This window comes from Pseudonocardia sp. 2-7 (genome assembly GCF_056341085.1).
This window is the reverse complement of sequence record NZ_CP094507.1, coordinates 88885-115295: the sequence shown is the minus strand read 5'-3', so window position 1 is coordinate 115295 and position 26411 is coordinate 88885. Positions and strand designations below refer to the sequence as shown.

The window sequence follows — 26411 nt, the reverse complement described above, 5'->3', positions numbered from 1 at the left end:
CGACGGACGGAGGCACCGTGACCGCCGAGTTCAACATCCACGAGGCCAAGACCCACCTGTCCCGACTGCTGGAGCGCGTCGCCGCGGGCGAACACATCGTCATCTCCCGCGCCGGGACGCCCGTGGCGGACCTGGTGCCGCACCAGCGCCGGACCGTGCGCCTGGGCGGGCTGCGCGGCCGCGTCCGCTACGACGACGCCGACTTCGAGGGCGTCGACCAGGACATCCAGGCCATGTTCTACGGCGACGATGCTGCTCCTCGATAGCCAGGCCCTGCTGTGGGTCCTCACCGACAGCGAACGGCTCGGCCCGAAGGCCCGTGAGGTCGTCGGGGCCGCGACCGCGGTCCACGTCTCGGCGGCATCGGTCTGGGAACTCACCATCAAGGCCATGCTGGGGAAGCTCGACGTCCCGGCCGGGCTCCCGGAGCTGCTGGAGGAGCAGGGGTTGGTCGTCCTGGACGTGACGGCCACCCACGCCGAGGGCCTGCGTGCCTTCCCCGAACTCGCCCGCCACGACCCGTTCGACCGGCTCATCACCGCCCAGGCGGACCAGGACGGCATGCGGCTGCTCACCGCGGACCGGGTACTGCTCGGGCTCGGACGGAGCTTCGTCGTCGACGCGACCCGCTGACCGGGAGGACCCGATGACCGCACTGCGCGACCATGTGATCCCCCGCCCCGAGGGCGACCTGCACGTCCACCTCGCGGGCGAGTCCGGCCCACCCGTGCTGCTGCTGTCCGGGGCCGGCCTCGACAACGCGCTGCTCAGCTGGCACCACCTGATCCCCGACCTCGCCCGCGACCACCGCGTCATCGCCCCCGACTGGCCGAAGCAGGGGCGCAGCCGGCCGTGGCGGGGCCGGGCCGGCCACGACGTGCTGCTCCGGACGGTCGTCGACGTGCTGGACGACCTCGGCGTCGAGCGTGCTGCGGTCGTCGGGCTCTCCCAGGGCGGCGCCCTCGCACTGGCCACCGCGATCGAGCACCCGGAGCGGGTGGAACGCGTGGTGGCGCTCGCTCCGGCCGGGACACTGAGCTTCCCGCCGGGGCTGCACCAGCTGTTGTGGCTGACCGCGCGGGTGCCGCTGCTCTCGCGGACCCTGCCGAACCTGGCGTTCCGGAGCCGGGCGGCGGTCACCGCGTTCACCCGGCGCGCGCTCTTCGGCGACGCAGGCCGCGTGGCCGACCTCGACGGGATCGTCGATCAGATCCTGGGCGAGGCCCGGGCCCGGAACGCGGGCAGCTCCGACTGGCAGAACGACTCGATCGGGTTCCGCCGGATGCGGGTCGACCTGCGCCCCCGGCTCCCGGAGATCCGCTGCCCCGCCCTGTTCGTGCAGGGCGACCGGGATGCGGGCGTCCCCGTCGCGACGACGCGCGCGGCGGCCGCGGCCGTCCCGGGCGCCCGGTTCGTGGTGCTGCCCGGCCGTGGCCACTGGTCCAACCGGGAGTCCCCGGACGAAGTGAACGCGCTGGTCAGGGAGTTCCTCGACGGTTAGGGCGCCGCGCGGTCCAGGCCCCGCATCTCGCGCAGCGCGTCGACGAGGGTCCGGCACCCCAGCGACTGCAGCACCGCCCCCTCCACCTCGACGGTCAGCCGGGCGAAGTACTCCGCGGCGTTCGTCGTCACCGGGCAGACGTGCTCGCTCTCCGGGCGGCACGCCCAGAGCGGCTTCTCCCCCACCGCGCAGCGGTAGATCTCGGCCAGGGTGATCTCCCCGGCCGGCCGGGCGAGCCGGGCACCCCCGCTGCGCCCCCTGCTGGACTCGACGAGGCCGTGCACCCCGAGCGGCACCAGCAGCTTGCGCACCACGCTGGCGTTCGTGCCGAGTGCCTCGGCGAGCCGTCCGGAGCTGACGGTCGGACTGTCGCCCTCGGCCGCGGCGGCGAGGTACAGCATCGCCTGCAGGGCACTGGAGAACCGGATGTCCAGCACGACCTCACCTCCCGTCCCAGGCCGCCAGCGTACCCGTCGCGCCCGAAAAGGTGGTGGTCACTGTTGCAGTTCACGGAGCCATATGTATCTTTGATCAGAACCATTTGACGCCTCCGCCCGGACCCGCCGACGTGCCTGGACGGCCCACCCCTCAGGAGTGCCTCGTGTCCACCCGCGCCGCACGGCTTCTCGGCCGCCCGTACACCCTCGGCTCCGCGGAGCTGCCCAACCGCATCGTCATGGCCCCGATGACCCGGGCGTTCTCCCCCGGCGGTGTCCCCGGCACCGACGTGGCGGCCTACTACGCGCGCCGTGCCGCCGCCGGTACCGGCCTGATCATCACCGAGGGCACCTACATCGACGACCCCTCCGCGGGCGACGTCGCCGCCGTCCCGCGCTTCCACGGCGAGGCGTCGCTGGCCGGGTGGGCGGACGTCGTCGAGGCGGTGCACGGGGCGGGTGGCCGGATCATGCCGCAGATCTGGCACGTCGGGATCACCCGCGAGGCCGGGAAGCCGCCGTTCCCCGAGGCGCCGTCGGTCGGCCCGTCCGGCATCGCGCTCGACGGCACCGAGGGCGCCGGCACCGCGCTGGACCTCGCCGGGATCGACCGGATCATCGGCGCGTTCGCCGAGGCCGCGGCGCAGGCCGAGCGGATCGGTTTCGACGGTGTCGAGCTGCACGGCGCGCACGGCTACCTGATCGACGAGTTCCTGTGGGAGCGGACCAACCGCCGCACCGACGGCTACGCCGGCGGCGCCGCCGAGCGGGCCCGCTTCGCGGCCGAGATCGTCGCCGCCGTCCGCGAGCGCGTCGCCCCCGACTTCCCGGTCGTGTTCCGGTTCTCCCAGTGGAAGGCCGGTGCCTACGACGCGCAGCTCGCCCGGACCCCCGACGAGCTGGCCGACGTGCTGACCCCGCTCGCCGACGCCGGGGTGACCGCGTTCCACGCGTCCGGGCGCCGCTACTGGGAGCCGGAGTTCCCCGAGGCCGACGCCGAGCTGAACATCGCCGGGTGGACGCGCAAGGTCACCGGCCTGCCGACGATCACCGTCGGCTCGGTCGGCCTGGACCAGGTCTTCGCCCCGGAGATGTTCTCCGGCGGCGACGCGCACGCCGACGTCAGCGGCGTCGAGAAGCTCCTCGACCGGCTGGAGGACGACGAGTTCGACCTCGTCGCCGTCGGCCGGGCGCTGCTGGCCGACCCCGAGTGGGCCCGCAAGGTCCTCGACGGCCGCGAGTCCGAGCTGGTGCCCTTCACCAAGGCGGCACTGGGCACCCTGCACTGAGCGGGTCGCTCAGATCAGGTCCCAGGTCAGCGGGGTGCCGCGGGCGACGTCGCGGGCGAAGGTCCGGCCGAGCACGGTGCCGATCGTGTCGGTGTGCAGGCCACCGGCCGGACGGATCGACCGCAGGTTGTCCGCGGCCACCCGCTCCCCCCGGCGGTGACGTCCGCGACCCACCCACAGCGACTGGCACTGGGCGAGGTCATCCCGCTCGAACTCGCGGGACTCGAACCGGGCCGGAGCCATGGCTCGCTACCTTACGTCGGTCTTGGTGCCCCAGAAGCTAGCCCGATCGACCTAGCTCGCACTTCGGGGGAACACCCGGAATTGCCCTTCAAGCGAGTTGCCAACTCCGTCAGCTCTCCAGCCAGCAGCAGGCGGGGCCGGTCCGCAGATCCAGCTAAGCTAATCGCAGTTACTCAGCCCCCCTCCAAGCAGTGCAAACTCAGTCACTCCCCGAGCCGGACAGTGAACATCAGCTGGCGATGCCAGCCGCCACTGCCCCGCGACAGCGGACTACGCGCCGATTACGCTAGCCCACACTGATCTCACAAACAGCGGAACCGCAACAAGGCCACTGTCGACAGAAACCGGGCATCCCACTTCAGATCCGAACATCGATCGAATCGACAGAGGAATGCCGTCCGCGCCGAGAGGACCCACTAACGAGGCGCCCTTCCTCGTAAGCTCTTAATCGGGGTATCCCATCCCTGCTCCAGAAGATGCAGGACGGAGTTCTTGTCCGTACTTCGATGCTCTGTTCCAGGGCCCGACTGGATCACAGGCCGAACCTCACCGGCCAGCAGACGAATCCAACCCGCAGCAAACAGACGCACAGCTTCCTCTTGAAGCCTGTTGTACGAGGTGCGAAGAGTGTCCACAGAGTCATCGAGTTCAACCTCGGATTGCAAGACAATTCGACCGGTATCCAGTCCCTTATCCATCTCGTGAACCGTCACACCCGAGGGCGTGTCGTCGAGTATCGACCACAAGTTGGGATCCGCCCCCCGTCCATACGGCAAGAGAGAGATATGAACGTTATAGATCCGGCCTTCTAGCAGGTCGATAACGTCTGGGCGTACAATTTTCCTGTAACCATGACTAACGACCAGTGCCGGCGAGAGCCTCCTTACATCTTCAACTTCAAATCTATCGGATGCACCCATGACAACTAAGTCGCCTACCGATCGCAGCAGAAACTCGCGCACAAGCGAGCCGTCTGCACCCAGAAATACGATCGGACGACTACTGGAATCAGTCAGATGAGATCCCACGTTAGCGGGGTTCCCTTCTTAACAGCTACGGAGAAACGGCGCCCACGAACGCGAAGAATTTCGTTCGGCTCAAGACCGCCCGCTGGCCGGATTGAACGAACATTGGAAGCACTGACTCTGTCTCCCTGTTCGACATCTTGAACAACGTAGAGTGATCGCCTCAGCCCGAGCATTGTCGCCTCAGACTCGCGGGGCCCGAACCGGGCCAGGCCCATCGCGCGTCGTGCCACGTCGGTCTCGGTGACCAGCGACGCCAGCTCGGCGGGCTCCAGGGAGAAGTCGGAGTCGACGCCGCCGTCGGCGCGCTGCAGCGTCACGTGCTTCTCGATCGCGACCGCGCCGAGCGCCACCGCGGCGACCGGTACCCCGATGCCCGGGGTGTGGTCGGAGAGCCCGATCGGGACGCCGAACGCCTCGCGCAGCGCCGGGATCGTCTGCAGGTTCGCGTCGACCGGGTCCGCCGGGTACGAGGCGGTGCAGGCCAGCAGCACGATCTGCGTCGCACCGCCCTCCCGGGCGGCGGCGACGGCGGCGTCGATCTCGGCCAGCGTCGCCATCCCGGTGGAGATCACCATCGGCTTGCCGGTCGCGGCCATCGCCCGGATCAGCGGGAGGTCGACCAGCTCGGCCGAGGCCACCTTGTACGCCGGCGCGTCGAGGGACTCCAGCAGCTCGATCGCCGTCGGGTCGAACGGCGAGGAGAACGGCACGAGCCCGTGCTCACGGGCCCGGGCGAACAGCGGGTCGTGCCACTCCCACGGCGTGTGCGCCTGCTCGTAGAGCTGGTACAGGTTCCGCCCGCCCCACAGGCCGTGGTCGTCGCGGATCCGGAAGGCCGGGCCGTCGGCGTCGATGGTGATCGTGTCGGCCCGGTAGGTCTGGAACTTCACCGCCTGCGCCCCGGTGCCGGCGATCGCGTCGACGATCTCCAGTGCCCGGTCCAGCGAGCCGTTGTGGTTGCCGGAGACCTCCGCGATGACGAACGGTCGCTCGCCGGGGCCCACGCGGTGGCCGCCGATCTCGATCGGGTCCGGGGTGCGCATGCGCGCCACTCTACGAGCGCCGCGCGAGCACCATCACCTCGGACGCCGTGCCCTCGGAGTCCTGGCCGTAGAGCCCGGCGTCGGAGTCGACGAGCTCGAACTGGTCGAACATCTCCAGGTAGCGGTGGCGCAGCATGGGCTCGCGGACGTTCGGCTTGCCGGTCGGGGAGTTGCGCAGCAGCAGCCAGCGGGCGCCCAGGTCGGTGACCAGGCTCGCGTAGTTCGCGACGACGTCGGGCTCCATCTCCTGGAAGGAGATGAAGTTGGCGAACAGGTCGACGGTCCCGGTGAGCCGGGGCAGCTGCCAGGAGCAGAGCACCGTCGCCGGCTGCTCCAGCTCATCGATCACGATCTTCTCGCGCTCGCGGCTGGCGGCGTAGTCCAGGACCTTCTCCGGCCCGAGCGCCTCGCGCAGGTAGTGCGTGGCGACGGCGGCGACCGGCGGGATGTCGACGTCGATGTAGCGCAGACCGGGGTTGCCCGACAGCAGGATCTCGCCGAGCGTGCCGAACCCGCCGCCGATCTCCAGGACGGTCGAGACGTCGAGGTCCGGCACGGCACGCTTGAGCATGACCAGCCCGCGCAGGTAGTTCAGCGACGACCGGCTGAACCGGCGGCCGTCGAACACCAGCTGCTCGGCCGGGGCGCCGGCGGACGACTCGCTGAACCCGGCGAGCGACGGCGACCGGTCGGCGGGATCGAGCGCGGTCACCGTGGCGTGGTGGGCCCGGGCGACGGGCACCTGGTCGATCCGCTCGCGCAGCAGCGTCCCGGGGCCGCCCGCCAGACCGAACGCCCGCGACAGGGCGGCCGCCGGGCGGGACACCGGCGCGTACTGCGGGGCGTAGAAGTAGGTGGCCGAGGGGTGCCTGCGGAACTCCGCGAACCCGCGTTCGCGCAGGTCGGCGACCACCTTCTCCAGGCCGGTCTTCCAGAAGTCCGTCGGCCGGTACAGCTCCGGCGCGCCGTCCAGGTCGGCCAGCATCAGCTCGAGCAGCGTCCTCGGGTCCATGTGACCGACGGTACGGATTGTCACGTTCGCCCCGTGTCCCCACCTACCGTCGGTCAGCGCCCGTCGCCGGAGCGATAGCCTCTGTGCGGCGGCTGTGAACGGCCGCCCCGCAGTGACGAGGGAGTGGGACGTGGTCGCCGACACCGGCACCTGGGTGGTGGTCCCCGTGTACAACGAGGACACCGTCATCGCCGACGTCGTCGCGGAGATCCGCACGGCCTTCCCGAACGTCGTGTGCGTCGACGACGGCAGCCGGGACTCCTCCGCCGAACGCATCGCCGGCACCGAGGCGCACCTGGTGCGGCATCCGATCAACCTCGGGCAGGGCGCGTCGCTGCAGACCGGGATCGACTACGCACTCCGTTGCGGCGCCGAGCGGATCGTCACCTTCGACGCCGACGGCCAGCACGACGTCGCCGACGCCGTCCGGATGGCCGCGATCCTGCGCAGCGGCGAGGCCGACGTCGTCCTCGGGTCGCGCTTCCTGGAGTCGACCGAACCGGTTCCGCCGCTCAAGCGGCTGGTGCTGCGCACCGTCGCGGCGTTGTCCCCCGCCAGCCGCAAGCTCAAGCTCACCGACGCCCACAACGGGCTGCGGGCCATGAACCGGGCGGTCGCGGAGGACCTGCGGATCACCATGAACGGGATGGCGCACGCGTCGGAGATCGTCGCGTCGCTGGCCCGGTCGTCGTGGCGGATCCGCGAGGTCCCAGTCACGATCCGCTACACCGAGTACTCACGATCCAAGGGCCAGTCGCTGTTCAACGGGGTGAACATCCTGTTCGACCTGTCGGTACGGCAGCGATGACCCAGGAGGCGAACACCGTGATCCTGCAGATCCTGCTCCTGGCCGCCGCGGTCGGCGCGCTCGTCTACTTCGTGCGCAGCGGCCAGAGCGTCGGCGTGCGGGCGAGCAAGCGGATCGCCTTCGGCGCGTTCATCGTGCTGAACATCTATGCGGTCCTGCGTCCCGACGACCTGACCTACCTGGCCCGGGCGGTGGGCATCGGCCGTGGCACGGACCTGCTGGTCTACCTGCTCGTCGTCGCGTTCGTGTTCGGCATGCTGAACACCTACCTGCGGGACCGCGAGATCAGCCAGCACCTGACGAACCTGGCCCGCCAGATCGCCGTCCGGGACGCGGAGCTGACCCGGCGGGAGAAGGACCTGGAGCAGCGGCTGACCGCGCTGGAGGGGCACGCGGCGACCGGGAACGGTCACCGGACCCCTGTCGGGGAACCGGTCTCCGAGAATCTCGACGCCCCGACCCGGAGGTCCGGGGGCTGATCCGATCCTCCGGCACGATGTGGTCACGAACTCCGGACGCGAGGCGTGGGGGCACGAGCCGCTCGAGTGCCGCTCGTAAACTCCCGAGGATGCGGCACGGCATCGACGCCTCGGGCAGAGCACCCGGAACTCCAGGGTCCCGCTCGTGAGTTGGCTCGAAGCCGTACCGGCGGCGTTGGTCGCCGTGGTGTGGTGTGTGGCGCCCGGTGTCCTGTGGCTCCGGGTGCTGGGCTGGCACGGCATCGCCTGCTGGGGTGGTGCACCGGTCGTCTCGGTCGCGCTGGTCGCGGTGACCGCAGTGGTCTCCGGTCGGCTCGGAGTGCCCTGGGGTCCACTGCCCGTCGTCGCGGCGACCGTGCTCGGAGCGGTCGTGCTGTTCGGTATCCGAGCAGCGATGCGACAGCGGCCCCGGAGTTCCGGCGGACCCGCGGCCCCGTCCCGGTATGTCGCATTCCTCCGTGGAGGGTCGGACGGACCGTGGTCACGCCCGGCCCTGCTCGCCGGACTCGTCGTCACCGTGGCGCTCGGGTGGCTCACCGTGGTGCTGGCCTTCGGTCGGGTGGACGCGATCTCCCCCACCTATGACGCCGTGCACCACTACAGCGCCGTGGCACACATCTTGACCACGGGCGACGGTTCGTCGCTGACGCTCGGCGAGCTGACCAGTCCGGGTCGGCCGACGGGTTATCCCGCGGCCTGGCACGATCTCGTCGCGCTCGTGGTCCTCACGTCGGGGGCACCGATCCCCGCCGCGTCGAACCTGATGGCGTTCGCAGCCGCTGCCGTCGTCTGGCCACTCGGATGCGCTCTGCTCACGCGCCAGGTCGCCGGCCCCCGGGCCGGGGTCCTGCTCGTCGCCCCTGTCCTGGCCACCGCATTCACGGCCATGCCGTGGCTGGTGATGACCTGGGGGGTCCTGTGGCCCAATCTTCTCGGTCTCGCCCTCGTGCCGGCCGCACTGGCCGCGGTGGTCGCCTTCGTGATGCCGGCGGACGACAGCGCGCTGAGCCGGTCCTCTGCGCTGCTCCTGGGGGCAGTCGCCGCGCCCGGCCTGAGTCTGGCCCATCCCAACGCGGTGATCAGCTTGCTCGTGCTCGGGCTGTCGCCGGTCGCGGTGGCCGCGATCGTCTCGGCCGTGCGGGCCGCACGGGCGGGAATGCGGCTGCGGACTGTCGCCGGTCCTGTCGGCGCCGTCGCGCTCGCGGCGGGTGTTCTCTGGTTGCTCGCCTGGTCACCGTTCCTGGCGAGCGTCCGAGCCTTCGATTGGCCTGCGTCCATGGGGGCACACGATGCAGTGCTCGGCGTCCTGTGGAACGGGACGAACGGACGTCCCCCGCTCTACGTCGTCTCGGTTCTCGTACTGGTCGGTGCGGTGTTTGCAGTGCGGCATGCGCGCACCGCCTGGCTCGTGCCCGCCCACCTGACCTCGGCCTTCCTGTACGTCCTCGCGATCGCGCGGGAGGGCGACGTGGTCACCGCTCTGACGGGCGCCTGGTACAACGACTCGTACCGGCTCGCCGCCATGGTCCCGATCACAGGTGTGCCGCTGGCGGCGATCGGGGTGACCGGCACGGTCAGCGGGCTGGTCGGGGTGTGGGCACGACGCGCCTCCCGACCGTCGGGTTCCCCCAACATGGTCACGGTGACAGCGGCAGCGGTCACCCTGACCGCGGCCGTCCTCGTGGTGGCGTCCGACGGGTTCCGGGTCGGGGTACACGCGTTCGTGGTCGCCGGGACGTATCAGCGTGAGGCCACCTGGATGCTCCAGCCCGGTCAGCGAGACTTCCTGGAAGCCGCCGGACGGGCGGTACCTGCCGGCGAGGTGGTGGCGGCGAACCCCTGGACCGGCAACGCCCTCGTCTACCCGTTGACCGGACGGGAGACGATGTTCCCGCACATGTCGGGCAACTGGACACCGGAGCAGAAGCTGATCCAGGAGCGGCTCCGTGACGCAGCCGTCGACCCGTCGGTGTGCAGGGCGGTGCGCGCGACCGATCTGAAGTACGCGATCGACGGTCCCGTGTCGTACTGGCCCTGGGACCGTCGTTCCCAGAGTTTCCCCGGCTTGACCGACCTGGGCCGTGCACCCGGGTTCGAGCCCGTCCTCTCCGGGGGCGGCAGCACGCTCTACCGGATCACCGCCTGCGGCGCGGGCCCCGCCCGCTCCACCGGCTGAGGCGCCCCGGGGCACCCGCGGTTACCGTGTGCGCGCAGCCGGGTGCACACACCGTCCGCCCCGGAGGAAGGCAGGTATGCGCGCACTCGTCACCGGTGGAGCCGGCTTCATCGGCTCCACCCTGGTCGAGTCCCTGCTCACCCGCGGCGACGACGTCCTCGTCGTCGACGACCTCTCCGCCGGGACCCGGGACAACCTCGCCCCGGGTGTCACGGTGGCCGAGCTCGACGTCCGCGACACCGCCGCGCTCACCACGCTGGCCGCGGAGTACCGCCCGGACGCGGTGTTCCACCTGGCCGCCCAGATCGACGTACGCCGTTCGATGGAGGACCCGGTGCACGACGCCTCGGTCAACGTCCTCGGCACGCTGAGCGTGCTGCAGGCGGCCCGGGACGCGGGCGCGGGCGCGGTCGTCGTCTGCTCCACCGGCGGCGCCATCTACGGCGACGGCGCCCCCCTGCCGACGACCGAGGCGGAGCTGGCCGAGCCGGAGTCGCCGTACGGGATGAGCAAGCTCGCCGCGGAGCGCTACACCCGGTTCTTCGTGCGGGCGCACGGCCTCCCGGCGCTGGTGCTGCGCTTCGCGAACGTCTACGGGCCGCGCCAGCACCCGGCGGGCGGGGCCGGGGTCGTCTCGCTGTTCTGCGACCGGGCCCGCACCGGGCTGCGGCCGACCGTGTTCGGCGACGGCGGCCAGACCCGCGACTTCCTCTACGTCGGCGACGTCGCCCGGGCGGCGCTCGCCTCGGCCGACCGGCTCGCGGCCGGGGAGCTGGCCGGCGAGGTGTTCAACGTCGGCACCGGCACCGAGTCCACGGTCGTCGAGCTGGCCGCGACGATCGGGGAGATCGCCGGGCTCGCCCCGGAGGCGTTCGCGCCGGAGTTCCGCCCGGCCCGGGCCGGGGAGCTGCGCCGTAGCTGCCTCGACCCGTCGCGCGGGATCGCCGCGCTCGGCCTGCCCGCGCCGACCCCGCTCGCCGAGGGCCTCGCACACACCTGGGCCTGGCACACCGGTCGCTGACACGCCGGGCACCGACACCGCGCCCGGCCCCCGTGCGGGGAACCGGGCCCGGGTGGCGGCCGGCGTCAGCTGTAGACGGCCAGGGTGAGCATCGCGATCCAGGCCAGCGCCAGGACCTGCAGCGCGCGGTCGCCGAGCGCGATCTCCTCGGGCTCGCCGCCGGTGCCCCGGTCGACGTCCACCGAGTAGCGCAGCACCGCGATCACGAACGGCACGATCGACAGCACCGACCACACCGAGTTGTGGTCCTCGCGGATCTCGAACGCCCACAGCCCGTACATGACGATCATGACGGTGGCCGAGAGCGACCAGATGTAGCGCAGGTAGGACGCCGTGTAGTTCTCCAGCGACTTGCGGATCTTGGCCCCGGTGCGCTCGGCGAGGTTGATCTCGGCGTAGCGCTTGCCGGCGACCATGAACAGCGAGCCGAACCCGGTGACCAGCAGGAACCACTGCGACAGCGGGATGCCGGTGGCCACACCGCCGGCGATGGAGCGCATCAGGAAGCCGGAGGCGACGATGCAGATGTCGAGCACCGGCTGGTGCTTGAGCCACAGGCAGTAGGACAGCTGCACCGCCACGTAGACGGCGAGCACGATGATCAGCTGCCAGGTCACCGCGAACGACAGCGCGATCGACCCGGCGAACAGCACGCCCGCCGCGACGAAGGCCAGCGGCACCGGGACGATGCCGGACGCGATCGGGCGGCGGCGCTTGGTCGGGTGCGCCCGGTCGGCCTCGACGTCGAGCGCGTCGTTGACCAGGTACACGCCGGACGCGGCCAGTGAGAACGCGACGAACGCGATCACGCAGTCGATCAGGATCGGCACGTCGAACAGCTGGCCGCTGACGAACGGCGCGGCGAAGACCAGGACGTTCTTCACCCACTGGCGGGGGCGCATCGTCTTGAGCAGGCCGCGGGCGACCATCGTGGTGGTGCGCTCGGACGGGTCCATCGGTACGTGCGGGGCGTGCTCGGCGGCGACGGCGGCCGGGGCCGCGTCGGCCTCGTGGCCCTCGGGGGCGCCTGCGTCGTCGGGGGCGTCCGGGACGACGGGGGTCTGCGGGTCGGCGGCCTGGGCGACCTTCTCCTTCTCGGAGTCGTCGCGGTCGACCTTCGTGGGGTCGGTGCTGGTCATGCGCTCACCCTCCGGTGGTGGGGTTGCGTGAGATCACGCGACGCGCGGTACCGGCGACGGCCGCGCCGAGCGCGGTGCCGGTGGCGACGTCGGTCGGGTAGTGCACGCCGAGGACCAGGCGCGACAGCGCCATCAGGCCCACACCCGCCGCGGCCACCGGGCGGGAGCGCCTGCCCAGCAGGCCGCCGTAGAGCACGGCGGCGGCGGTGGTGGACGTGGCGTGCGAGGACGGGAAGCTCAGCCGGCTCGGGGTGCCCACCAGGACCCGGACCGCGGGGTGGTCGGGGCGGCGGCGCCGGACGACGCGCTTGATCCCGATCGAGGCGCCGTGCGCGAACGCGACGGCCGCGGCGGAGCCGAGCCACTCGCGCCGGCGGGGGCGGTCCAGCGCGGCACCCACGACGCCGATCGCCAGCCAGCCCGCGGCGTGCTCGCCGAACAGCGACATCCCGCGGGCGACCCGCACGGTGGTGTCGCTCGCGAGAGCGCCCTGCACGGACGCCAGCACGGCGACCTCGCCGGTGGGCGGGACGTCGGCGGGCGGTTGCGGACCGGAACGGTCCAGGGTGTCTGCCGTGTCAGCCACGGGTGGGGGCCTCCTGGCGCGGGCGCTGGCACCCGGCTCGCGGGCGATGACAGCCGGTGATGGTACGCGCGGGCGGGGTCGTGGGCCGGGTCGGGGCGGCCCGTGGGACCGGGCATGACCGCTCGTCGACGGGCGGGTGAACAGCGCCGGGTGCGCTCAGAACCAGCGCTCCAGGATCTCGGCGAGCCCGTCGTGGGTGTGCGGTGCCGTCACCTCGTCGGCGAGCCCGACCAGGTCCGGGTGGGCGTTGCCCATCGCGACGCCGAGCCCGGCCCAGCGCAGCATCTCCCGGTCATTGGGCATGTCGCCGAACGCCACGGTGTCCGCCGCGGTCACCCCGAGACGGCGGGCGACCTCGGCCAGGCCGGTCGCCTTGGTGACCCCGGGGGCGGAGGCCTCCAGCAGCCCCGACGAGTGCGAGAACGTCAGGTCGGCCAGCCCGCCGGCCTTCGGTGCGAGCGCGTCCATCATCTGCTCGCTGGTCAGCTCCGGGGAGCGGATCAGCACCTTCGTCGCCGGGCGGCCGAGCAGGTCCTCGCGGCTGGTGGAGCCGCCGTCGTGCTCGCCCCAGGCGTGGACGTAGCCGGGGTCGGTGAGGAACTCGTCGACGATCCCCCGCGGGCCGTCGTCGCCCTCGGCGTTCCCGACGCGCTCGACGCCGAACCCGCAGCCGGGGAACAGCTCCGCGGCGAGGCCGGCGAGCTCGCGGATCGTGGCGGGCTCCAGGGTGTGCGCGCCGAGCACGACGTCGTCGGCGGCGTCGTAGAGTACCGCGCCGTTCGCGCACACGCACAGCCGCACCAGTCCCTCGGGCAGCCGCGCGAGCACCGGCGGGATCCAGCGCGGCGGGCGGCCGGTGACCAGCACGAAGCCGGCGCCGGCGGCGACCGCCCGCTCCAGCACGGCGACGGTGCGCGGGGTGACCGCGCCGCCGTCGTCGAGGAGGGTCCCGTCGACGTCGGTGGCGACGAGCCGGGGCGCGTTCTCGACGATCACACCCAGAGCGTACGGAACCGCGCGGAGACCGCCCCCGGACAACCGCGTGGCGGTTACCCTCGAACGGTGCGCGTTCTGGTGGTGGCGGCCCCGCTGTCGGGGCACCTGACACCACTGTTGCCGCTCGCCCACGCGCTCTGGGACTCCGGGCACGAGGTGCTGCTCGCCGGCGGCGGCGACGCGCACCCGCTCCCCGGGGCGGGTCCGCTGCCGTTCATCGACGTCGCCCGCAGCCTGCGGGTGGGCAGGCTGGCCGCGCGTTCGCTCGTCGCGCACCCGGTGGTCGCGCGGGCCGAGCTGGCCGGGCGCGGCGGCGACGCCGGGGTGCGCTCGCTGTTCGGCCCGGTGAACGAGGAGCTGACCGACGCGCTGGTGACCGTCGCCGAGCAGTGGCGGCCCGACGTCGTGGTGTACGAGCCCCTGGCGGTCGCGGGGGCGCTCGCGGCCGCCCGGCACGACGTCCCGGCGGTGCTGCACGAGAACGGCCTGCTCGACGGGTTCGCGCTGGTCCGCACGCTGCTGGACTCCCGCCCGCTGCAGCGTGCCCGGCTGCGGCACGGGCTGCGCGGGGTCCCGCCACCGGCGATCGCGCTGACCATCGCCCCGTCGAGCCTGGTCGGGGCGCGCGACGCGCTGGCCGTGCGGCCGGGACGGGCCCGCGGCCCGGGCCGGTCCTCGCTGCCCGCCTGGCTGAGCGGCCCCTCCGTCCGCCCGCGGGTGCTGGTGCTGCGCGGCGGCGGACCGGTGCGCGGGGACCTGCAGTCCTCCGCGGTGCGCGCGCTGCCGGGCGTCCACGCCGACGGCACGGACTGCGAGCTCGTGCTCGTCCGTCCCCCGGCGCGGCTGCTGCGCCACCACGGGCCGGGGGTGCGCACCGTCGGGCGGGTCCCGCTGGACGAGCTGCTGCCGGCCTGCGCGGCGGTGCTGCACGACGGCAGCGCCGCGCACGTGCTGGCCGCGCTCGCCGCGGGCGTCCCGCAGCTCGCGCTGCCCGGGCCCGGCGACCGGCGGCACAACGCCGAGCTGGTCGCCGCCCGCGGCGCGGGGCTGGGCGGCCCGTTCACCGCCGACACCCTGCGCAGGCTGCTGCACGACGGCGAGCTCGCGGCCGCCGCCCGCGACGTCCGCGCCGAGATCGCCGCGATGCCGACGCCGCAGGCCAGGGTCGAGGTGCTGACCGCCCTGGCCTGAGCGGCGCCGGGACCGAGGGTCTAGAAGACGGCGACCGCGACGATCAGGCCGAGCGCGACGTGCGCGGCCGCGACGACCTTCGCCACCGCCCGCGGCTCGTCGGACTGGATGACCTCGCCGATGTCGATGCCGGTCACCCACTCCAGCAGCCGCACCGCGGCGACCTGGGCGATGATCCCGATCAGGCCGAACACCAGCGACGACACGACGCCCTGCAGCAGCGAGCCGTACGAGCCGTAGATCGCGGTGACGATGATGAACGCCATCGACAGCATCCCGGCCGAGGTGATCGTGACCGCGTTCGGCAGGCCGCCGCGGACCATCGCCGGGAGCTTGCCCGGCGTGGTGAGGTCGATGGCCCAGAAGCCGACCAGCATGAGCAGGGTGCCGATCACGGCGTAGAGCAGGATCGCGCCGACACCGCGGCCGAGGAAGCCCCAGTACGTGGCGTCGAACGCCTGGGCGAGGATCACGGGAGGTACCTCCGGGGAGCGGGGGTGTGCAGGAACCGGTGCAGGAACAGGGTCAGGACTCGGGGATGCGGTGCGGCACGAAGGCCGCGCCGTCGTCGGTGATCAGGCCGGCGGTCTCGCGGATGCCGAGTCCGGCGGCGGTGTCACCGACCAGCCAGGCGCCCAGGCAGGGACGGAACCCGTCGAACTCGGGCAGCGGGTCGAACATCTGGTAGACGAAGCCCTCGTCGCCGTAGACGCCGCCGGTGGCGGTCTCGTGGCCGGGGGCGACGATCTGGATGTTGGCGCCCTCGCGGCCCAGCAGGGGCTTGCGGACGTACTCGGTGAGGATGCCGGGGTTGCCGAGCGAGGCGGGCAGCAGGTTCGGGTGCCCGGGGTACATCTCCCAGAGCACCGCGAGCAGCGCCTTGTTCGACAGCAGGGTCTTCCACAGCGGTTCGAGCCACAGCGTCTCGGGCAGGCTGCGGGTGACGTGCTTGCCGAACTCGTCGGACAGCATCCACTCCCAGGGGTAGAGCTTGAACACCGTCGACATCGGAGCTTCCTCGAGGTCGACGAAGCGGTCCAGTGCGGAGTCCCAGCCGATGTCCTCGATGGACAGTCCGACGGTGTCGAGGCCCGCCTCGGCGGCGGTCTCCTGCAGGTAGCCGACGGTGATGTGGTCCTCGCCGGTGGACTCGGCTCCGGACCAGGTGACGTGCACCTCCGACGACGGCAGCAGACCCTTCAGCTCGCCCCAGCGTTCGACGAGCTTCTCGTGCAGGGAGTTCCACTGGTCGTCGCCCGGGTGGACGTCGGACAGCCAGTGCCACTGCAGGATCGAGGCCTCCAGCAGCGAGGTGGGGGTGTCCGCGTTGTACTCGAGCAGCTTGGCCGGGCCGGAGCCGTCGTAGCGGAGGTCGAAGCGGCCGTAGAGGTGCGGGTCGGAGCGGCGCCAGGACTGCGCGACCTGCTCCCAGCACCACTCGGGCAGCGCGAAGTCCCGGAACCGCTCGGTGGTGACCACGTGGTCGACCGCCGACAGGCACATCGACTGGAGCACCTCGACGTCGGCCTCGAGGGACAGGACCTCGTCCATCTCGAAGACGTAGTGCACCGACTCGTCCCAGTAGGGCCGCTCGTTGCCCGAGCCGTCCCGGCCGGGGGTGCCGAAGACCAGGCCCTGCTCGGCCACGGTGCGCTGCCAGTCCGGGCGGGGGGTGCCGCGTTCGCGTCGCACGCCTCAGCTCCCGCTGGACGAGCCGGACCCGCCCGAGGAGGACGACGACCCGCCGCCCACGCCGAGACCGCCCCGGGAGATCGTTCCGCTGCGGTTCGCCGAGCCGATCGTCGAACCGGTCGTGCCGCTGCGGACGGTGGTGCCGCTCGGCGGCGGGGACACGTTCCCCCCGGTCGCGACCTGACCGACGCCGCCGGTGCCGCCGTAGTTGTAGTGGTACTGGCGGCCGTTGCCGCCCAGGAAGATCGGCACGAAGGCGAAGCCGCCGCCCCCGCTGGCGACCTGGCCCTGGCGCTCGGTACCGCTGCAGTTCTCGTCCGGCACGACGACGCCCTGGTCGTCGACGCAGCGCGCCTCGACCGACTCGCTGCCGCCGCCGGCCCCGGCGTACACGGCCGCGATCAGGGCGACGACGCCGACGGTCGCGCCGGCGCCGATCAGCACCCGCTTCGTGGTCTTCGAGCGGGCCTCCTTGAGCCGCACCGCCTCGCGGTCCGCGCGCAGCTTCTGCTCGCGGGCGCGCTTCTCGGCGAGCGTGGGCTCGCGGGGCGTGGTGCTGCCGTCCTGCTGCCGGATCCGGCCGCGCGGGGCCTCGGCGGGCTGCTCGGCGGGCGCGTTCGCCCACGGCGCCGTCGCCGGTCCGTCGGTCTGCGGTGTCGGCGTCGTCGACTGCGGCTCCGGCGGCTGCGGTGCCGCGCCGCCCGGTGTCGCCCTCGGCGTACCGGCGGGCGGCGTGCTGTCGTCCGGGCCGCCGCCGGCGCGCGGTCCGTCGGTCATCGCTGGTCCCCCATCGTCACTCTCGTCCCCCGCGCGCACCGTACCGGGACCGGCCGACGACCACCGGTCGTTCCCGGATGACGATTCGGCTGCGTTTCACCCACGCCCGCCCGGACGAGTGGTCGCGGTACCCCGTCGCACCGGGCGGACCTGCACGTTCACAGCATCCGGCCGACCGACCGCCGCGCCGGGGCACCGGCCGGGTGAAGCCGGGCCGACCCCGGCTGCATGATGGGGGACGTCATGGATTCCCGCTCCCCCGCCGGCTCCGACCGGCCCGACGCGACCGGCCGCACCGCCGTCCACGGCGGGCAGGGCACGACCTCGGTGCTGTCCCGGCCGTCGGCCACCCCGGTGGCCCCGACCCGTCGGCGACGGTCGTCGGAGGCCTCCGGACGCGCGGGCGCAGGGCGGGGCGGGCTCCTCGGGGCCCGCCGGGTCGGGATCGGGATCCTGGTCGGCGCGGTGTTGATGCTGACCGTCGCGTCGGTCGACTCGCTGCTCGGTGCCGAGGTGCCCGTGCTGGGGTCGTTCGCGTCGTCCGGGGTGCCGAAGGTGGAGGAGCCCCCGCCGCTGCCGCCCCCACCGGACACCCCGGGCACCTGCCTGAACTGGACCCGGTCCGACGCGACCGACACCGCCGCCGTCGACTGCGCCCGGCCGCACCTGTTCGAGCAGGCGGGGCGGGTCGCACTGGCCGACCAGCCGACGTTCCCGGCCGACGAGGCCTGGCAGAAGCTCGTCGCCGACCGCTGCACCCCGGTGGTCACCACGTACCTGAACGGCAAGTTCGACCCGGACGGGAAGTTCCGGGTGGGCGCGCTCAAGCCGTCGCAGCAACGCTGGGACGGCGGCGACAAGGGCATGCGCTGCGGCCTGCAGATGGCCTCGCGCAGCGGGGAGATGTTCCCGATCACCGGCAAGGTCGCGGCGCAGGACCAGTCCGCGGTCCAGCCGGTGGGCACCTGCCTCGGCATCGACGGCCGCACCGTCGGCGACCCGACCGACTGCGCCGGGCCGCACGCCGTCGAGGCCGTCGGGCTGGTCGACCTGGGTACCGAGTTCACGGGGGACTGGCCGGCCGTCGAGGACCAGGACAAGTTCCTCCAGCCCGCCTGCACCGAGGCCGCCAACACCTTCGCCGGCAACGACCAGGTGATCGGCGCCAAGGGCCTCACCGTCTACTGGGGCAACCTCTCCGAGGAGTCCTGGAAGGCCGGCAGCCGCAAGGTCAACTGCAACATCGGCACCCTGCTACCGGACAACAGCGGCTTCGCCTCGATCACCGGCTCGGTGAAGGGCAACCTGGTCGTCTCCGGGCAGCCCGCCGCCCCGGCACCGTCCGCGCCCGGTGCACCCGCCGACCCGGAGGGTGCCCCGGCCGACGGGACGGCCACCCCGGCCCCCGGCTCGCCGGCCCCGGTCGAGCAGCCCGACGGCGAGCAGCCGGCCGCACCCGACACCGGCGCAGGCCGGCCGAACCTCGACATCCCGCCCGGCCTGCCCGGGCTGTCGGGCAACTGACGTGCCGGTGGCGATGCCCGCCGACCGGTTCGACGAGCTGGTCGGCGGGGCGCTCGACCTCGTGCCCGTCGAGCTCGCCGCGGCGATGGACAACGTCGTCGTGCTGGTCGAGCCGCGCCACCCCGACGAGCCGGACCTGCTCGGGCTCTACGAGGGCGTCGCGCTGACCGAGCGCACCGCGGACTACGCGGGCGAGCTGCCGGACCGGATCACCGTGTACCGCGACGCCGTCCTCGACTTCTGCGAGGACGAGGAGCAGGTCGTCGACGAGGTCGCGATCACCGTCGTCCACGAGATCGCGCACCACTTCGGCATCTCCGAGGAGAAGCTGCACGAGCTCGGCTGGGGCTGACCCCTACCGGTGGGTGGCGCGCCGCCCGCCGGGCATCGCGTCCCACAGCTCCGGGACCCAGCCGCCGGGGTCGCGACGCAGCACGACCCGGCCGGTGTTGGGGACCGGGCGCTCGCGGCCGTAGGTGACGTCGGGGTGGCCGGGTCCGGAGCCGTCGTGCCCGCCGAGCAGCGCCAGCGACAGGATCCGGATCGCCGCCCCGTGGCTGACGACGACGACCGCCCCCTCCGCCACGCCGGAGGTCACCGCGGCGAGGTCGGGCAGCGCCCGGTCCCACACGTCGCGGGCGGACTCGCCGCCGGGCATCGCGCGGTCGACGTCACCGTCCCACCAGGCCTCGAAGACCTCGTCGAACGCGGCGCGGGCGTCGTCGCCCTCCTGGCCCTCGAGGTCCCCGACGAACACCTCGTGCAGGCCCTGGAGCAGCCCCACCTCGCGTCCGAGCGCGCGGCCGATCGGGGCGGCGGTCTCCTGCGCCCGGGTCGCCCGTGACGCGTACAGGCCCCGTACGGGCCATCCGGCGAGCAGCCCGGCGACCTCCTCGGCCTGCGCGTGACCCAGCTCGTCCAGCCCGGGGCCCGGCAGCGCGGTGTCGAGGCGGTGCCGCACGTTCGACGGGGTACGGCCGTGCCGGACCAGCACCAGGCGCAGCGCGCCGTCGTCCGGCGGGACCTGCGCGGTCCGGGTGCCGGTGCCGACGGCCGCGAAGGAGGCCGCGCCGTCGTGCTCGTCGTCGGTCTGGTGGCTCACGTGTCGGCTCCCCGTCGGACCGCGGCGAGCCAGCGCTCGGACGCGGCGTAGTCGTCGGCGGTGGCGACACCGAGCGCCGCCACCGGGCTCCCCACACCGGCCGCCGGGGCGTCCGGTGCGGGATCGGATCGCGGGAACGACCCGAGGTAGATCAGCCGGTCGCAGCGACGGTGCAGTGCGGCCAGGGCCTCCCCCATCGCCGGGTCGGCGACGTGACCCGAGCAGTCGAGGTGGAACCAGTACTCGGCGTGGCGGCCCTTCACCGGGCGGGACTCGATCCGGGTCAGGTCGATGCCGCGGACGGCGATCTCGGTGAGCAGGCCGAGCAGGGTGCCGGGGCGGTTCGTCGTCGTCGCGGCGAGGGTGGTGCGGTCCCAGCCGGTCGGCGCCGGCGGCGGGCCGGGGCGGGTCAGCAGCACGAAGCGGGTGACGGCGCCCACGTTGTCGGCGATGTCGTCGGCCAGCACCTCCAGGCCGTGCTGCGTGGCTGCGAGCGGGGCGGCGACGGCGGCGTCGACCTCACCCCGGGCGGCCTGGGCCGCGGCCTCCGCGGTGGAGGAGCTGACCCGGACCTCGGCGGCCGGCAGGTGCTCGGCGAGCCAGCCGCGGGTCTGGGCGATGCCGTGGCCGTGGGAGGCGACCGAGCGGATCGCGTCACGCGTGGTGCCCGGGCGACCCATCAGGCAGAACCGGACCGCGATCCGGGCCTCCCGGGCGATCACCAGCGGCGGGTCGGCGACGAGCCCGTCGAGCACCGGCGGGACGGCGCCCTCGACGGTGTTCTCGATCGGCACGCAGCCGGCGTCGACGGAGCCGTCGCGGACCGCCGCCAGCACCGCGGGGGCGCCGGGCAGCGGCACGAGCTCCGCGCCACGCGACTCGGGCAGGGTCAGCAGGGCCTGCTCGGTGAACGTGGCGTGCGGCCCCAGGAATCCGATCCGCATCCGATCCGTCCTGATCAGTCCAGCAGCCCGAGGGCGACGAGGTCGGCGATCGGGACCGGCTCCGGGTCGACGCCGCAGCGCGGCAGGACGGTGCGGACCTGCTCGACGGCGGCCTCGGGCAGCTCGTCGAGCTCCCGGGCCAGCTTCTCGCCGTCGGTGCAGGCCAGGGCATCCTCGGCCGGGTCGGGCGAGGCGCTGACCCCGGTCATCCGCGCGACGGCGGCGATCAGGTTCAGCAGGCCGTGGCGGCCGCGGGGCGTCGACGCGGACGGGTCCTCGCGGACGATCCGGTCGATGCCCTGGGCCGAGATCCCGCCGGTGCCGCTCTCCAGGCCGGCCAGCAGGAACTTGTGCACGTCCACGATCTCCGGCACGTCGGAGGCGCGCGGCCCGCCGAGGCGGATCTTCGGGGTGCAGCCGTGCTCGGCGACCTTGCGGACGGCGGCGAGCCAGGCGAGCGTGCCGTCGGCGTCCCCCTCGACGGGGCGGCGCGGCTCCACGACCGGGGTCACCTCGTCCGGCACGAACTCCGAGACGCGCTCGAGCCAGATGCCGTCGACGTCCGGCGGTGCGGCGCACTCGACGGTGCTCGGGGTGAGCAGGCTGGAGCGGGAGAACACGGTCGACAGCGCCTTCGGCACCGCACCCAGCCCGGTGTCGACGACGAGGGCCAGCTCCGCCGGCCGGCTCGGCGCGGAACGGGCGAGCTCGGTGACGACGGCGGGCAGCTGCGACGCGGGGCAGACCAGCCGTCCGACGAGGCCTCCGTAGTGGCCGTCGCGGGCGGCGAGATAGCGCGACACGACGGCGTCGACGCCCGGTGCGACGGTCCTCGGCTGCAGCAGGCTGGTGTCGTCGACCAGCGCGGCGAGCAGCGGACGGATCGGCCACGGGTCGGCTGAGGAACCCGAGGGCACGGTCATCACGTCGACAGACGCTAACGGTCGGGTCACGGCGACCCATCAACGGGGGTTGCCCCCCTGTGTGCGCAGCCACTGGACAGGCGATACTTCCGACTGCTTAGGTAAGGGTTACCTAATCGGAGGTGAGAGTGGGAACGACCCGAGTGCGCCGCCCCCCGACGCCCGCCGTCGCCGAGCGAGCCCGCAGCCTCGTCACCCGTGGTGGCCGCGCGGCACTCGTCGGCACCGGCGAGCCGGAACCGTGTGCGCCGCTGATGCACCACACCTGGCCGGACGGCACGACCGACCTGCTGCTGCCCGACGACCACGTGCTCCGCGAACGCGCCCGGCTCACCCTCGGCGGGCTCCCGGTGATGCTCGAGCTGACCGGCAGCACACCGGTGCCGCTCGACGAGCCGGTCCGGGAGCTGCTGTGGCTGGTCGGGACGCTGGAGGAGCCCGACCCGGCCACCGGCCGGGAGCGGGCGCTGCGGCTCGCCGAGAAGGCCCCGCACCCCAACCTCCTCGACGCCGGGCGCGGCGCCACCCTGCTGCGGCTGCACCCGTCGTCGGCGGTCTACTCCGACGCCGAGGGCTGCGCGCCGGTCTCGCCGACCGAGCTCGCGGCCGCCGAGCCCGACCCGTTCTGCCGGGTCGAGCAGGTGTGGCTGGAGCATCTGGACCGGGCGCACCCGGAGATGCTGTGCGCGCTGCGCCGCCATCTGCCCGACGGGCTGGGGTTCACCGGCGGCCGGGTCCGCCCGGTCGGCGTGGACCGCTTCGGGCTCCGCGTGCGGGTGCCCACCGCGACCGGCACCCAGGACGTGCGGCTGGCGTTCTCCGCGCCCGCGGACACGCCCGAGGAGCTGCAGCGCCGGTTCGCCGAGCTGGTGGGCTGCCCGGCGGCGGGGGGCCGCTGAGCCGGGTCAGGGACCGGCGGGTGCCAGGTGCTCGGCCTGCACCTTCCGGGTCACCTTCCGCTCGGCGACGAACGACGCGACCGGGATGGTTCCCGCGGCCAGGATGACCACCGCGAACACCGGCTTCCACCGGCAGCGCTCGGCCAGGATCAGCGTGCACACGATGTAGATCATGTACAGGAAGCCGTGCACCATCCCGATCAGCGCGACCGGCCGCGGGTCGCCGAACAGGTACTTCGCCGGCATCGCGTAGAAGGTCAGCAGCAGCAGGCCGACGCCGGTGACCCAGGCGGAGATCCGGTAGGCCTTCAGAGCGGTCGCGACGGTCACGGGGTGGACTCCTCCCGGTGCCGGGCCGCCAGGCGGGCCAGCTCCTCGTTGTAGGCCCGCAGCTGCGGGTCGGTGCTGCGGGGCGGGGCGGCGTTCGCCGGGCGGGACGTGAACGGCGACGGCCCGGCCGGGGGCGCCGGGACGGCGGGCTCGGGGGTCGACGTCGAGGCCGACGCAGCGGCCGGCTCCGAGGCCAGCGCCGCGGACGGCACGGTCCCCGCGACCGCCGTCCCCGACCCGGCGACGGGTGCCTCCGCAGCCGACGGCGCCCTGTCCGGCGGCCCCGCGGTCCCGCCGGGTCCGGCCGCGCCGGCCGCCTTCAGGTCGGCGATCTCCATGCTCAGGAAGCGCCACCACATGACGCCGAAGAAGACGGCGAACAGGGGCCACTGCAGGCCGTAGCCCACGTTGAGGGCCGAGCCCATCGCCGATCCCGCCCGTCCCCACTGCCAGACGGCCAGCCAGGTGCAGGCGACCATCGCGCCGAGTGTGAGGACGTGCCAGACCATCCACCTCGGGGACAGCAGCAGCCGCATCACGCCGACCAGGGTACGCACCCCGGCGTGGCGACGGCCGGGCCCCGACGAGCGCTCGGTCACTCGCCCGTCCGGTCGGCTCCCGCGGTGATCCTCGGTCCGCGCGGTGATCCTCGGACCGCGCGTGTCCGGACGCGCGCGAGCCGCGGATCAGCGCGCGCGATGCGGATCAGCGCGGTGCGGATCGGCTGCCCAGGCCCCACCGGCAACCCCGCGACTCGGCCCGCGGAGCCCTCCGGCACCCGGTGCGATGATCGGCCCATGACGAGCGGACCGGTCCCGGCACGACCGCGTGGGGCCCTGCGGGACTGGCTGAGCCCGGCGCCCCCGTCGTTCCCGGGCGTCGCCACCGACCCCCGCGAGCGACGGCTTATCGGCCTGGAGATCGCCGTCGTCCTGACCGTGACGCTGGGCCTGTCCGCGGTGCGCAGCGCGCTGTCGCTGCTCGAGGCCCTGCTGAACCCCGCCCCGTTGGCCGACCAGCAGGTCACCCTGAACGCGCCCGCATCCACCGACGCCTGGATCGACCTCGCGTTCCAGCTGGTCCGCGCGCTGCAGCTGGCCGGATGGGGCGCCCTGGCCGCCTTCCTGCTGCTGCGGGCGGGCATCGCGCTGCGCCGGGTCGGGCTCGACGGGCGGCGGCCGTGGCGCGACGCGGCGCACTCCGCGGGCCTGGCCGCGCTGATCGGCCTCCCCGGGCTGGGGCTCTACCTGGTCGGGCGGCTCGCCGGGATCACCCCGGACGTCGCGCCCAGCACGCTGACCGACCAGTGGTGGCGGATCCCGGTGCTGGTGCTGTCCGCGGCGGCGAACTCCTGGGCGGAGGAGGTCGTCATGATCGGCTACCTGCTCACCCGGCTGCGGCGGCTCGGCTGGTCGGAGAACCGGTCGGCGTTCGCGGCCGCCGTCCTGCGCGGGTGCTACCACCTCTACCAGGGGATCGGCGCGTTCGTCGGCAACCTCGTCATGGGCCTGGTGTTCGCCCGCTACTGGCAGCGGACGAACCGGCTGTGGCCGCTCGTCGGCGCCCACCTGCTGATCGACGTCGTGGCGTTCGTGGGGTACGCACTGCTCGGTGGCGTGCTCCCGTTCTGACCCGGGAAAGCGGCCCTCACCAGCGGAAAGGTGACCCTGTCCAACTGAGACGGACACCCTTTCTGGAGCCGTTCCAGGAAAGGCCGCCAGTCGCTAACCTGGATGACATGACCGACGAGTCGAAGTTCCACGCCCTGCTCCGCGACCAGGTCCGGAGCGAGTTCACCGCCGCCCAGCAGTACCTCGCGATCGCCGTCTGGCTCGACGACGCCGACCTCCCGCAGCTGGCCGCGCACTTCTACGCGCAGGCCGTCGAGGAGCGCAACCACGCGATGATGATGGTCCGGTACCAGCTGGACAACGACCTCACGGCGACCATCCCCTCGGTCGGCGAGGTGCAGAACGAGTTCGCCTCGGTCGAGGAGCTCGTGCAGCTCGCGCTGACCCAGGAGAAGCAGGTCACCGAGCAGATCACCACGCTGGCCCGCACCGCCCGCGACGAGGACGACTACCTCGGCGAGCAGTTCCTGCAGTGGTTCCTGAAGGAGCAGGTGGAGGAGGTCGCCTCGATGACGACGCTGCTCACCATCGTCCGCCGCGCCGGCGACGACCTGTTCCACGTCGAGGACTTCGTGGCCCGCGAGCTCGCGCGCGGCGACGCCGCCGACGCGACCGCCCCGGCCGCCGCGGGCGGCGCCCTGTAGGAACCCCTCGTCGGTCCGACCCGGGGCCCCGGCGCTCCTCGCGGGAGCGCCGGGGCCCGCGGCCGTCTAGCGCAGGGTGATCTGCTTGCCCGCGAGCACGTCGCGCGCCCGGTGCTCGGACTCGGTCAGCGGCGTGGCGTCCAGCCCGGCCACCGCCTCGTCGAGCCGCTTCGCGAACTCCGCGGCGGGACCCGCCCACTCCGAGGAGTGCATCTCCCGGTCGACGTCCCAGACCGGCACGAGCAGCCCGTGCGCCCGGAACGACCCGGCGTAGCGGGAACCCTCGCCCAGCTCCAGGCCGCCCTGGCCGGACAGCCGCGCCAGCGCCGCCATCAGCGTCGTCTCGTCCTCGGTCCGTACCCAGCGCACGTGCGCCTTGGACCCGGTGTCGACCCAGTACGCGCCACGCACGCCGTCGGCGGTGACCGCCTCGGTCGGCATGATCACCGAGTTGGCACGCTCCAGCATCGCCTGGGCCTCGGGGTCCGGGCTCTCCGACGGCAGCCACCACGCGAAGTCGGCGTGCACCGTCGGCTCCAGCGGTGTGCCGGGCTCCAGCACGTCCTGCAGCCGCTCGCCGGTGTGCCGCCCGGCGCCGACGACCGGCAGCGACGATCCCGGCTCGGCCGAGCGCGCCCAGGCGAGCGCCCCGGCCAGGTCGGCCGAGAGGTCCCCGGAGCGGGTCTGGACCTGCATGCCGAGCAGGACCTCGCCGTTGTCGCGCACGATCGCGGCGGACGCGCCCGGCAGCACCGAGGCCAGCGTGACCGGACCGCCGGAGCGGACCGGGAGGGCCGCCGTCGCCGACGGGAGGAACTCCCGCATGGCGACGAGGTCGGGCTCCGCCGCGAGACCCTCGAACGGCCGGATGACGATCACGTCGTCACCGGCGCCGTGGCAGGCCTTGTACCGCTTGCCGGAGCCGCAGGGGCACGGCCGGCGCGGGTTGTCCCCCGCGTCGGCGGTGCTGGCACGGTTGCGCGTCTTCTTACCCAT

General features: G+C 73.3%; 31 protein-coding genes. 14 read left to right on the top strand and 17 right to left on the bottom strand.

Annotated elements, in window-relative coordinates:
* The first annotated feature begins 17 nt into the window (after positions 1–17).
* Genes MTO91_RS00585 through MTO91_RS00575 form a run of 3 tightly spaced genes read left to right on the top strand, consistent with a single transcriptional unit; the run spans position 18 to position 1501 of the window.
* Positions 18–266, top strand: coding sequence for a type II toxin-antitoxin system Phd/YefM family antitoxin (locus MTO91_RS00585; RefSeq protein ID WP_179761438.1), 249 nt, complete (start codon positions 18–20; stop codon positions 264–266).
* Positions 250–633 (top strand): type II toxin-antitoxin system VapC family toxin, encoded by a 384-nt coding sequence (locus MTO91_RS00580; RefSeq protein ID WP_476653288.1) that lies wholly within the window; start codon positions 250–252, stop codon positions 631–633. Before MTO91_RS00585 ends, MTO91_RS00580 begins: the two co-directional genes overlap by 17 nt.
* 13 nt (positions 634–646) lie before the next feature.
* Positions 647–1501 carry an alpha/beta fold hydrolase gene (locus tag MTO91_RS00575; protein ID WP_253068247.1) on the top strand — a complete coding sequence of 285 codons (855 nt, stop codon included), beginning with the start codon at positions 647–649 and terminating at the stop codon, positions 1499–1501.
* Here the strand turns inward: MTO91_RS00575 and MTO91_RS00570 are convergent.
* Positions 1498–1938 carry an RrF2 family transcriptional regulator gene (locus MTO91_RS00570; RefSeq protein WP_073573780.1) on the bottom strand — a complete coding sequence of 147 codons (441 nt, stop codon included), beginning with the start codon at positions 1936–1938 and terminating at the stop codon, positions 1498–1500. The two genes, MTO91_RS00575 and MTO91_RS00570, sit on opposite strands and share 4 nt — an antisense overlap.
* 164 nt (positions 1939–2102) lie before the next feature.
* Here MTO91_RS00570 and MTO91_RS00565 point away from each other — a divergent pair, with 164 nt between their 5' ends.
* Positions 2103–3227, top strand: a complete 1125-nt coding sequence (locus MTO91_RS00565; protein ID WP_179761442.1) for an oxidoreductase — start codon at positions 2103–2105, stop codon at positions 3225–3227.
* Between the two features lie 9 nt (positions 3228–3236).
* Here MTO91_RS00565 and MTO91_RS00560 read toward each other — a convergent pair whose 3' ends face one another.
* The 4 genes from MTO91_RS00560 to MTO91_RS00545 form a co-directional block, all read right to left on the bottom strand.
* The gene (locus tag MTO91_RS00560) at positions 3237–3470 is read right to left on the bottom strand and encodes an SAF domain-containing protein (RefSeq protein WP_253068245.1); all 234 of its coding nucleotides are present in this window, start codon (positions 3468–3470) and stop codon (positions 3237–3239) included.
* A gap of 416 nt (positions 3471–3886) precedes the next feature.
* A complete protein-coding gene (locus tag MTO91_RS00555; RefSeq protein ID WP_476654980.1) occupies positions 3887–4390 on the bottom strand; it encodes a formyl transferase in 504 nt (167 codons plus the stop codon).
* A gap of 92 nt (positions 4391–4482) precedes the next feature.
* A complete protein-coding gene (gene pseI / locus MTO91_RS00550) occupies positions 4483–5541 on the bottom strand; it encodes a pseudaminic acid synthase (RefSeq protein ID WP_476653287.1) in 1059 nt (352 codons plus the stop codon).
* 10 nt (positions 5542–5551) lie between these two features.
* Positions 5552–6553 carry a putative sugar O-methyltransferase gene (locus tag MTO91_RS00545; protein WP_476653285.1) on the bottom strand — a complete coding sequence of 334 codons (1002 nt, stop codon included), beginning with the start codon at positions 6551–6553 and terminating at the stop codon, positions 5552–5554.
* A gap of 130 nt (positions 6554–6683) precedes the next feature.
* Here MTO91_RS00545 and MTO91_RS00540 point away from each other — a divergent pair, with 130 nt between their 5' ends.
* The 4 genes from MTO91_RS00540 to MTO91_RS00525 all read left to right on the top strand — a co-directional run bounded on the left by MTO91_RS00540 (position 6684) and on the right by MTO91_RS00525 (position 11037).
* Entirely contained in the window at positions 6684–7361 is a 678-nt protein-coding gene (locus MTO91_RS00540) for a glycosyltransferase family 2 protein (RefSeq protein WP_476653284.1), read from the top strand.
* Between the two features lie 17 nt (positions 7362–7378).
* Positions 7379–7840, top strand: coding sequence for a DUF2304 family protein (locus MTO91_RS00535; protein WP_476653282.1), 462 nt, complete (start codon positions 7379–7381; stop codon positions 7838–7840).
* Positions 7841–7985: 145 nt separating this feature from the next.
* On the top strand, positions 7986–10016 hold the full coding sequence (locus MTO91_RS00530) for a DUF6541 family protein (protein ID WP_476653281.1): 2031 nt from the start codon (positions 7986–7988) through the stop codon (positions 10014–10016).
* A 76-nt stretch (positions 10017–10092) separates the two neighbouring features.
* Positions 10093–11037 (top strand): NAD-dependent epimerase/dehydratase family protein, encoded by a 945-nt coding sequence (locus MTO91_RS00525; RefSeq protein WP_476653280.1) that lies wholly within the window; start codon positions 10093–10095, stop codon positions 11035–11037.
* Between the two features lie 65 nt (positions 11038–11102).
* Here the strand turns inward: MTO91_RS00525 and MTO91_RS00520 are convergent, their stop codons facing one another.
* From MTO91_RS00520 to MTO91_RS00510, 3 genes are all read right to left on the bottom strand, one after another.
* The gene (locus tag MTO91_RS00520) at positions 11103–12176 is read right to left on the bottom strand and encodes a decaprenyl-phosphate phosphoribosyltransferase (RefSeq protein WP_476653279.1); all 1074 of its coding nucleotides are present in this window, start codon (positions 12174–12176) and stop codon (positions 11103–11105) included.
* Positions 12177–12180: 4 nt separating this feature from the next.
* The gene (locus MTO91_RS00515; protein WP_357438296.1) at positions 12181–12762 is read right to left on the bottom strand and encodes a phosphatase PAP2 family protein; all 582 of its coding nucleotides are present in this window, start codon (positions 12760–12762) and stop codon (positions 12181–12183) included.
* A gap of 156 nt (positions 12763–12918) precedes the next feature.
* On the bottom strand, positions 12919–13758 hold the full coding sequence (locus MTO91_RS00510) for an HAD family hydrolase (protein ID WP_476653277.1): 840 nt from the start codon (positions 13756–13758) through the stop codon (positions 12919–12921).
* Positions 13759–13824: 66 nt separating this feature from the next.
* Between MTO91_RS00510 and MTO91_RS00505 the strand changes: the two genes are divergently transcribed.
* On the top strand, positions 13825–14949 hold the full coding sequence (locus tag MTO91_RS00505; protein WP_476653276.1) for a nucleotide disphospho-sugar-binding domain-containing protein: 1125 nt from the start codon (positions 13825–13827) through the stop codon (positions 14947–14949).
* Between the two features lie 20 nt (positions 14950–14969).
* Here the strand turns inward: MTO91_RS00505 and MTO91_RS00500 are convergent, their stop codons facing one another.
* The 3 genes from MTO91_RS00500 to MTO91_RS00490 are packed head-to-tail and all read right to left on the bottom strand — an operon-like array spanning position 14970 to position 17418.
* Positions 14970–15422, bottom strand: a complete 453-nt coding sequence (locus tag MTO91_RS00500; RefSeq protein ID WP_083474448.1) for a DUF350 domain-containing protein — start codon at positions 15420–15422, stop codon at positions 14970–14972.
* A 52-nt stretch (positions 15423–15474) separates the two neighbouring features.
* Positions 15475–16641: a glutathionylspermidine synthase family protein gene (locus MTO91_RS00495; protein ID WP_345648103.1), complete on the bottom strand. Its 1167-nt coding sequence runs from the start codon at positions 16639–16641 to the stop codon at positions 15475–15477.
* Between the two features lie 3 nt (positions 16642–16644).
* On the bottom strand, positions 16645–17418 hold the full coding sequence (locus MTO91_RS00490; RefSeq protein WP_476653274.1) for a hypothetical protein: 774 nt from the start codon (positions 17416–17418) through the stop codon (positions 16645–16647).
* Positions 17419–17661: 243 nt separating this feature from the next.
* Here MTO91_RS00490 and MTO91_RS00485 point away from each other — a divergent pair, with 243 nt between their 5' ends.
* Both MTO91_RS00485 and MTO91_RS00480 read left to right on the top strand, forming a co-directional pair.
* Entirely contained in the window at positions 17662–18942 is a 1281-nt protein-coding gene (locus MTO91_RS00485; RefSeq protein WP_476653273.1) for a septum formation family protein, read from the top strand.
* 1 nt (position 18943) lies between these two features.
* On the top strand, positions 18944–19294 hold the full coding sequence (locus MTO91_RS00480; protein WP_405420542.1) for a metallopeptidase family protein: 351 nt from the start codon (positions 18944–18946) through the stop codon (positions 19292–19294).
* 3 nt (positions 19295–19297) lie between these two features.
* Here MTO91_RS00480 and MTO91_RS00475 read toward each other — a convergent pair whose 3' ends face one another.
* The 3 genes from MTO91_RS00475 to MTO91_RS00465 are packed head-to-tail and all read right to left on the bottom strand — an operon-like array spanning position 19298 to position 21911.
* A complete protein-coding gene (locus tag MTO91_RS00475) occupies positions 19298–20044 on the bottom strand; it encodes a histidine phosphatase family protein (protein ID WP_405420545.1) in 747 nt (248 codons plus the stop codon).
* Positions 20041–20988: a prephenate dehydratase gene (gene pheA / locus MTO91_RS00470; RefSeq protein ID WP_405420548.1), complete on the bottom strand. Its 948-nt coding sequence runs from the start codon at positions 20986–20988 to the stop codon at positions 20041–20043. The genes MTO91_RS00475 and pheA overlap by 4 nt, the downstream gene beginning before the upstream one ends.
* A 14-nt stretch (positions 20989–21002) precedes the next feature.
* Positions 21003–21911, bottom strand: coding sequence for a hypothetical protein (locus MTO91_RS00465; RefSeq protein ID WP_208818742.1), 909 nt, complete (start codon positions 21909–21911; stop codon positions 21003–21005).
* Positions 21912–22054: 143 nt separating this feature from the next.
* On the opposite strand from MTO91_RS00465, the gene MTO91_RS00460 reads away from it, so the two are divergent.
* Complete coding sequence (locus MTO91_RS00460; RefSeq protein ID WP_346102294.1) at positions 22055–22810, top strand: DUF2470 domain-containing protein; 756 nt, start codon at positions 22055–22057, stop codon at positions 22808–22810.
* A 6-nt stretch (positions 22811–22816) separates the two neighbouring features.
* Here MTO91_RS00460 and MTO91_RS00455 read toward each other — a convergent pair whose 3' ends face one another.
* Positions 22817–23140, bottom strand: coding sequence for a DUF3817 domain-containing protein (locus MTO91_RS00455; protein ID WP_020625020.1), 324 nt, complete (start codon positions 23138–23140; stop codon positions 22817–22819).
* Positions 23137–23676, bottom strand: a complete 540-nt coding sequence (locus MTO91_RS00450; RefSeq protein ID WP_476654979.1) for a hypothetical protein — start codon at positions 23674–23676, stop codon at positions 23137–23139. Before MTO91_RS00450 ends, MTO91_RS00455 begins: the two co-directional genes overlap by 4 nt.
* 261 nt (positions 23677–23937) lie before the next feature.
* Between MTO91_RS00450 and MTO91_RS00445 the strand changes: the two genes are divergently transcribed.
* Entirely contained in the window at positions 23938–24771 is an 834-nt protein-coding gene (locus MTO91_RS00445) for a CPBP family intramembrane glutamic endopeptidase (RefSeq protein WP_346102291.1), read from the top strand.
* 107 nt (positions 24772–24878) lie between these two features.
* Entirely contained in the window at positions 24879–25415 is a 537-nt protein-coding gene (locus MTO91_RS00440) for a ferritin (protein ID WP_405420556.1), read from the top strand.
* A 66-nt stretch (positions 25416–25481) separates the two neighbouring features.
* Here MTO91_RS00440 and MTO91_RS00435 read toward each other — a convergent pair whose 3' ends face one another.
* Positions 25482–26411, bottom strand: coding sequence for a DUF5926 family protein (locus MTO91_RS00435; RefSeq protein WP_100879147.1), 930 nt, complete (start codon positions 26409–26411; stop codon positions 25482–25484).

Excerpts from the sequence above, each read along its gene's own strand:
- MTO91_RS00580 (WP_476653288.1), top strand. The coding sequence starts at position 250 with ATGCTGCTCCTCGATAGCCAGGCCCTGCTGTGGGTCCTCACCGACAGC.
- MTO91_RS00575 (WP_253068247.1), top strand. The coding sequence starts at position 647 with ATGACCGCACTGCGCGACCATGTGATCCCCCGCCCCGAGGGCGACCTG.
- MTO91_RS00560 (WP_253068245.1), bottom strand. The coding sequence starts at position 3,470 with ATGGCTCCGGCCCGGTTCGAGTCCCGCGAGTTCGAGCGGGATGACCTC.
- MTO91_RS00555 (WP_476654980.1), bottom strand. The coding sequence starts at position 4,390 with ATGGGTGCATCCGATAGATTTGAAGTTGAAGATGTAAGGAGGCTCTCG.
- pseI (WP_476653287.1), bottom strand. The coding sequence starts at position 5,541 with ATGCGCACCCCGGACCCGATCGAGATCGGCGGCCACCGCGTGGGCCCC.
- MTO91_RS00545 (WP_476653285.1), bottom strand. The coding sequence starts at position 6,553 with ATGGACCCGAGGACGCTGCTCGAGCTGATGCTGGCCGACCTGGACGGC.
- MTO91_RS00525 (WP_476653280.1), top strand. The coding sequence starts at position 10,093 with ATGCGCGCACTCGTCACCGGTGGAGCCGGCTTCATCGGCTCCACCCTG.
- MTO91_RS00520 (WP_476653279.1), bottom strand. The coding sequence starts at position 12,176 with ATGACCAGCACCGACCCCACGAAGGTCGACCGCGACGACTCCGAGAAG.
- MTO91_RS00490 (WP_476653274.1), bottom strand. The coding sequence starts at position 17,418 with ATGACCGACGGACCGCGCGCCGGCGGCGGCCCGGACGACAGCACGCCG.
- MTO91_RS00485 (WP_476653273.1), top strand. The coding sequence starts at position 17,662 with ATGGATTCCCGCTCCCCCGCCGGCTCCGACCGGCCCGACGCGACCGGC.
- pheA (WP_405420548.1), bottom strand. The coding sequence starts at position 20,988 with ATGCGGATCGGATTCCTGGGGCCGCACGCCACGTTCACCGAGCAGGCC.
- MTO91_RS00465 (WP_208818742.1), bottom strand. The coding sequence starts at position 21,911 with ATGACCGTGCCCTCGGGTTCCTCAGCCGACCCGTGGCCGATCCGTCCG.
- MTO91_RS00450 (WP_476654979.1), bottom strand. The coding sequence starts at position 23,676 with ATGCGGCTGCTGCTGTCCCCGAGGTGGATGGTCTGGCACGTCCTCACA.
- MTO91_RS00445 (WP_346102291.1), top strand. The coding sequence starts at position 23,938 with ATGACGAGCGGACCGGTCCCGGCACGACCGCGTGGGGCCCTGCGGGAC.
- MTO91_RS00440 (WP_405420556.1), top strand. The coding sequence starts at position 24,879 with ATGACCGACGAGTCGAAGTTCCACGCCCTGCTCCGCGACCAGGTCCGG.
- MTO91_RS00435 (WP_100879147.1), bottom strand. The coding sequence starts at position 26,411 with ATGGGTAAGAAGACGCGCAACCGTGCCAGCACCGCCGACGCGGGGGAC.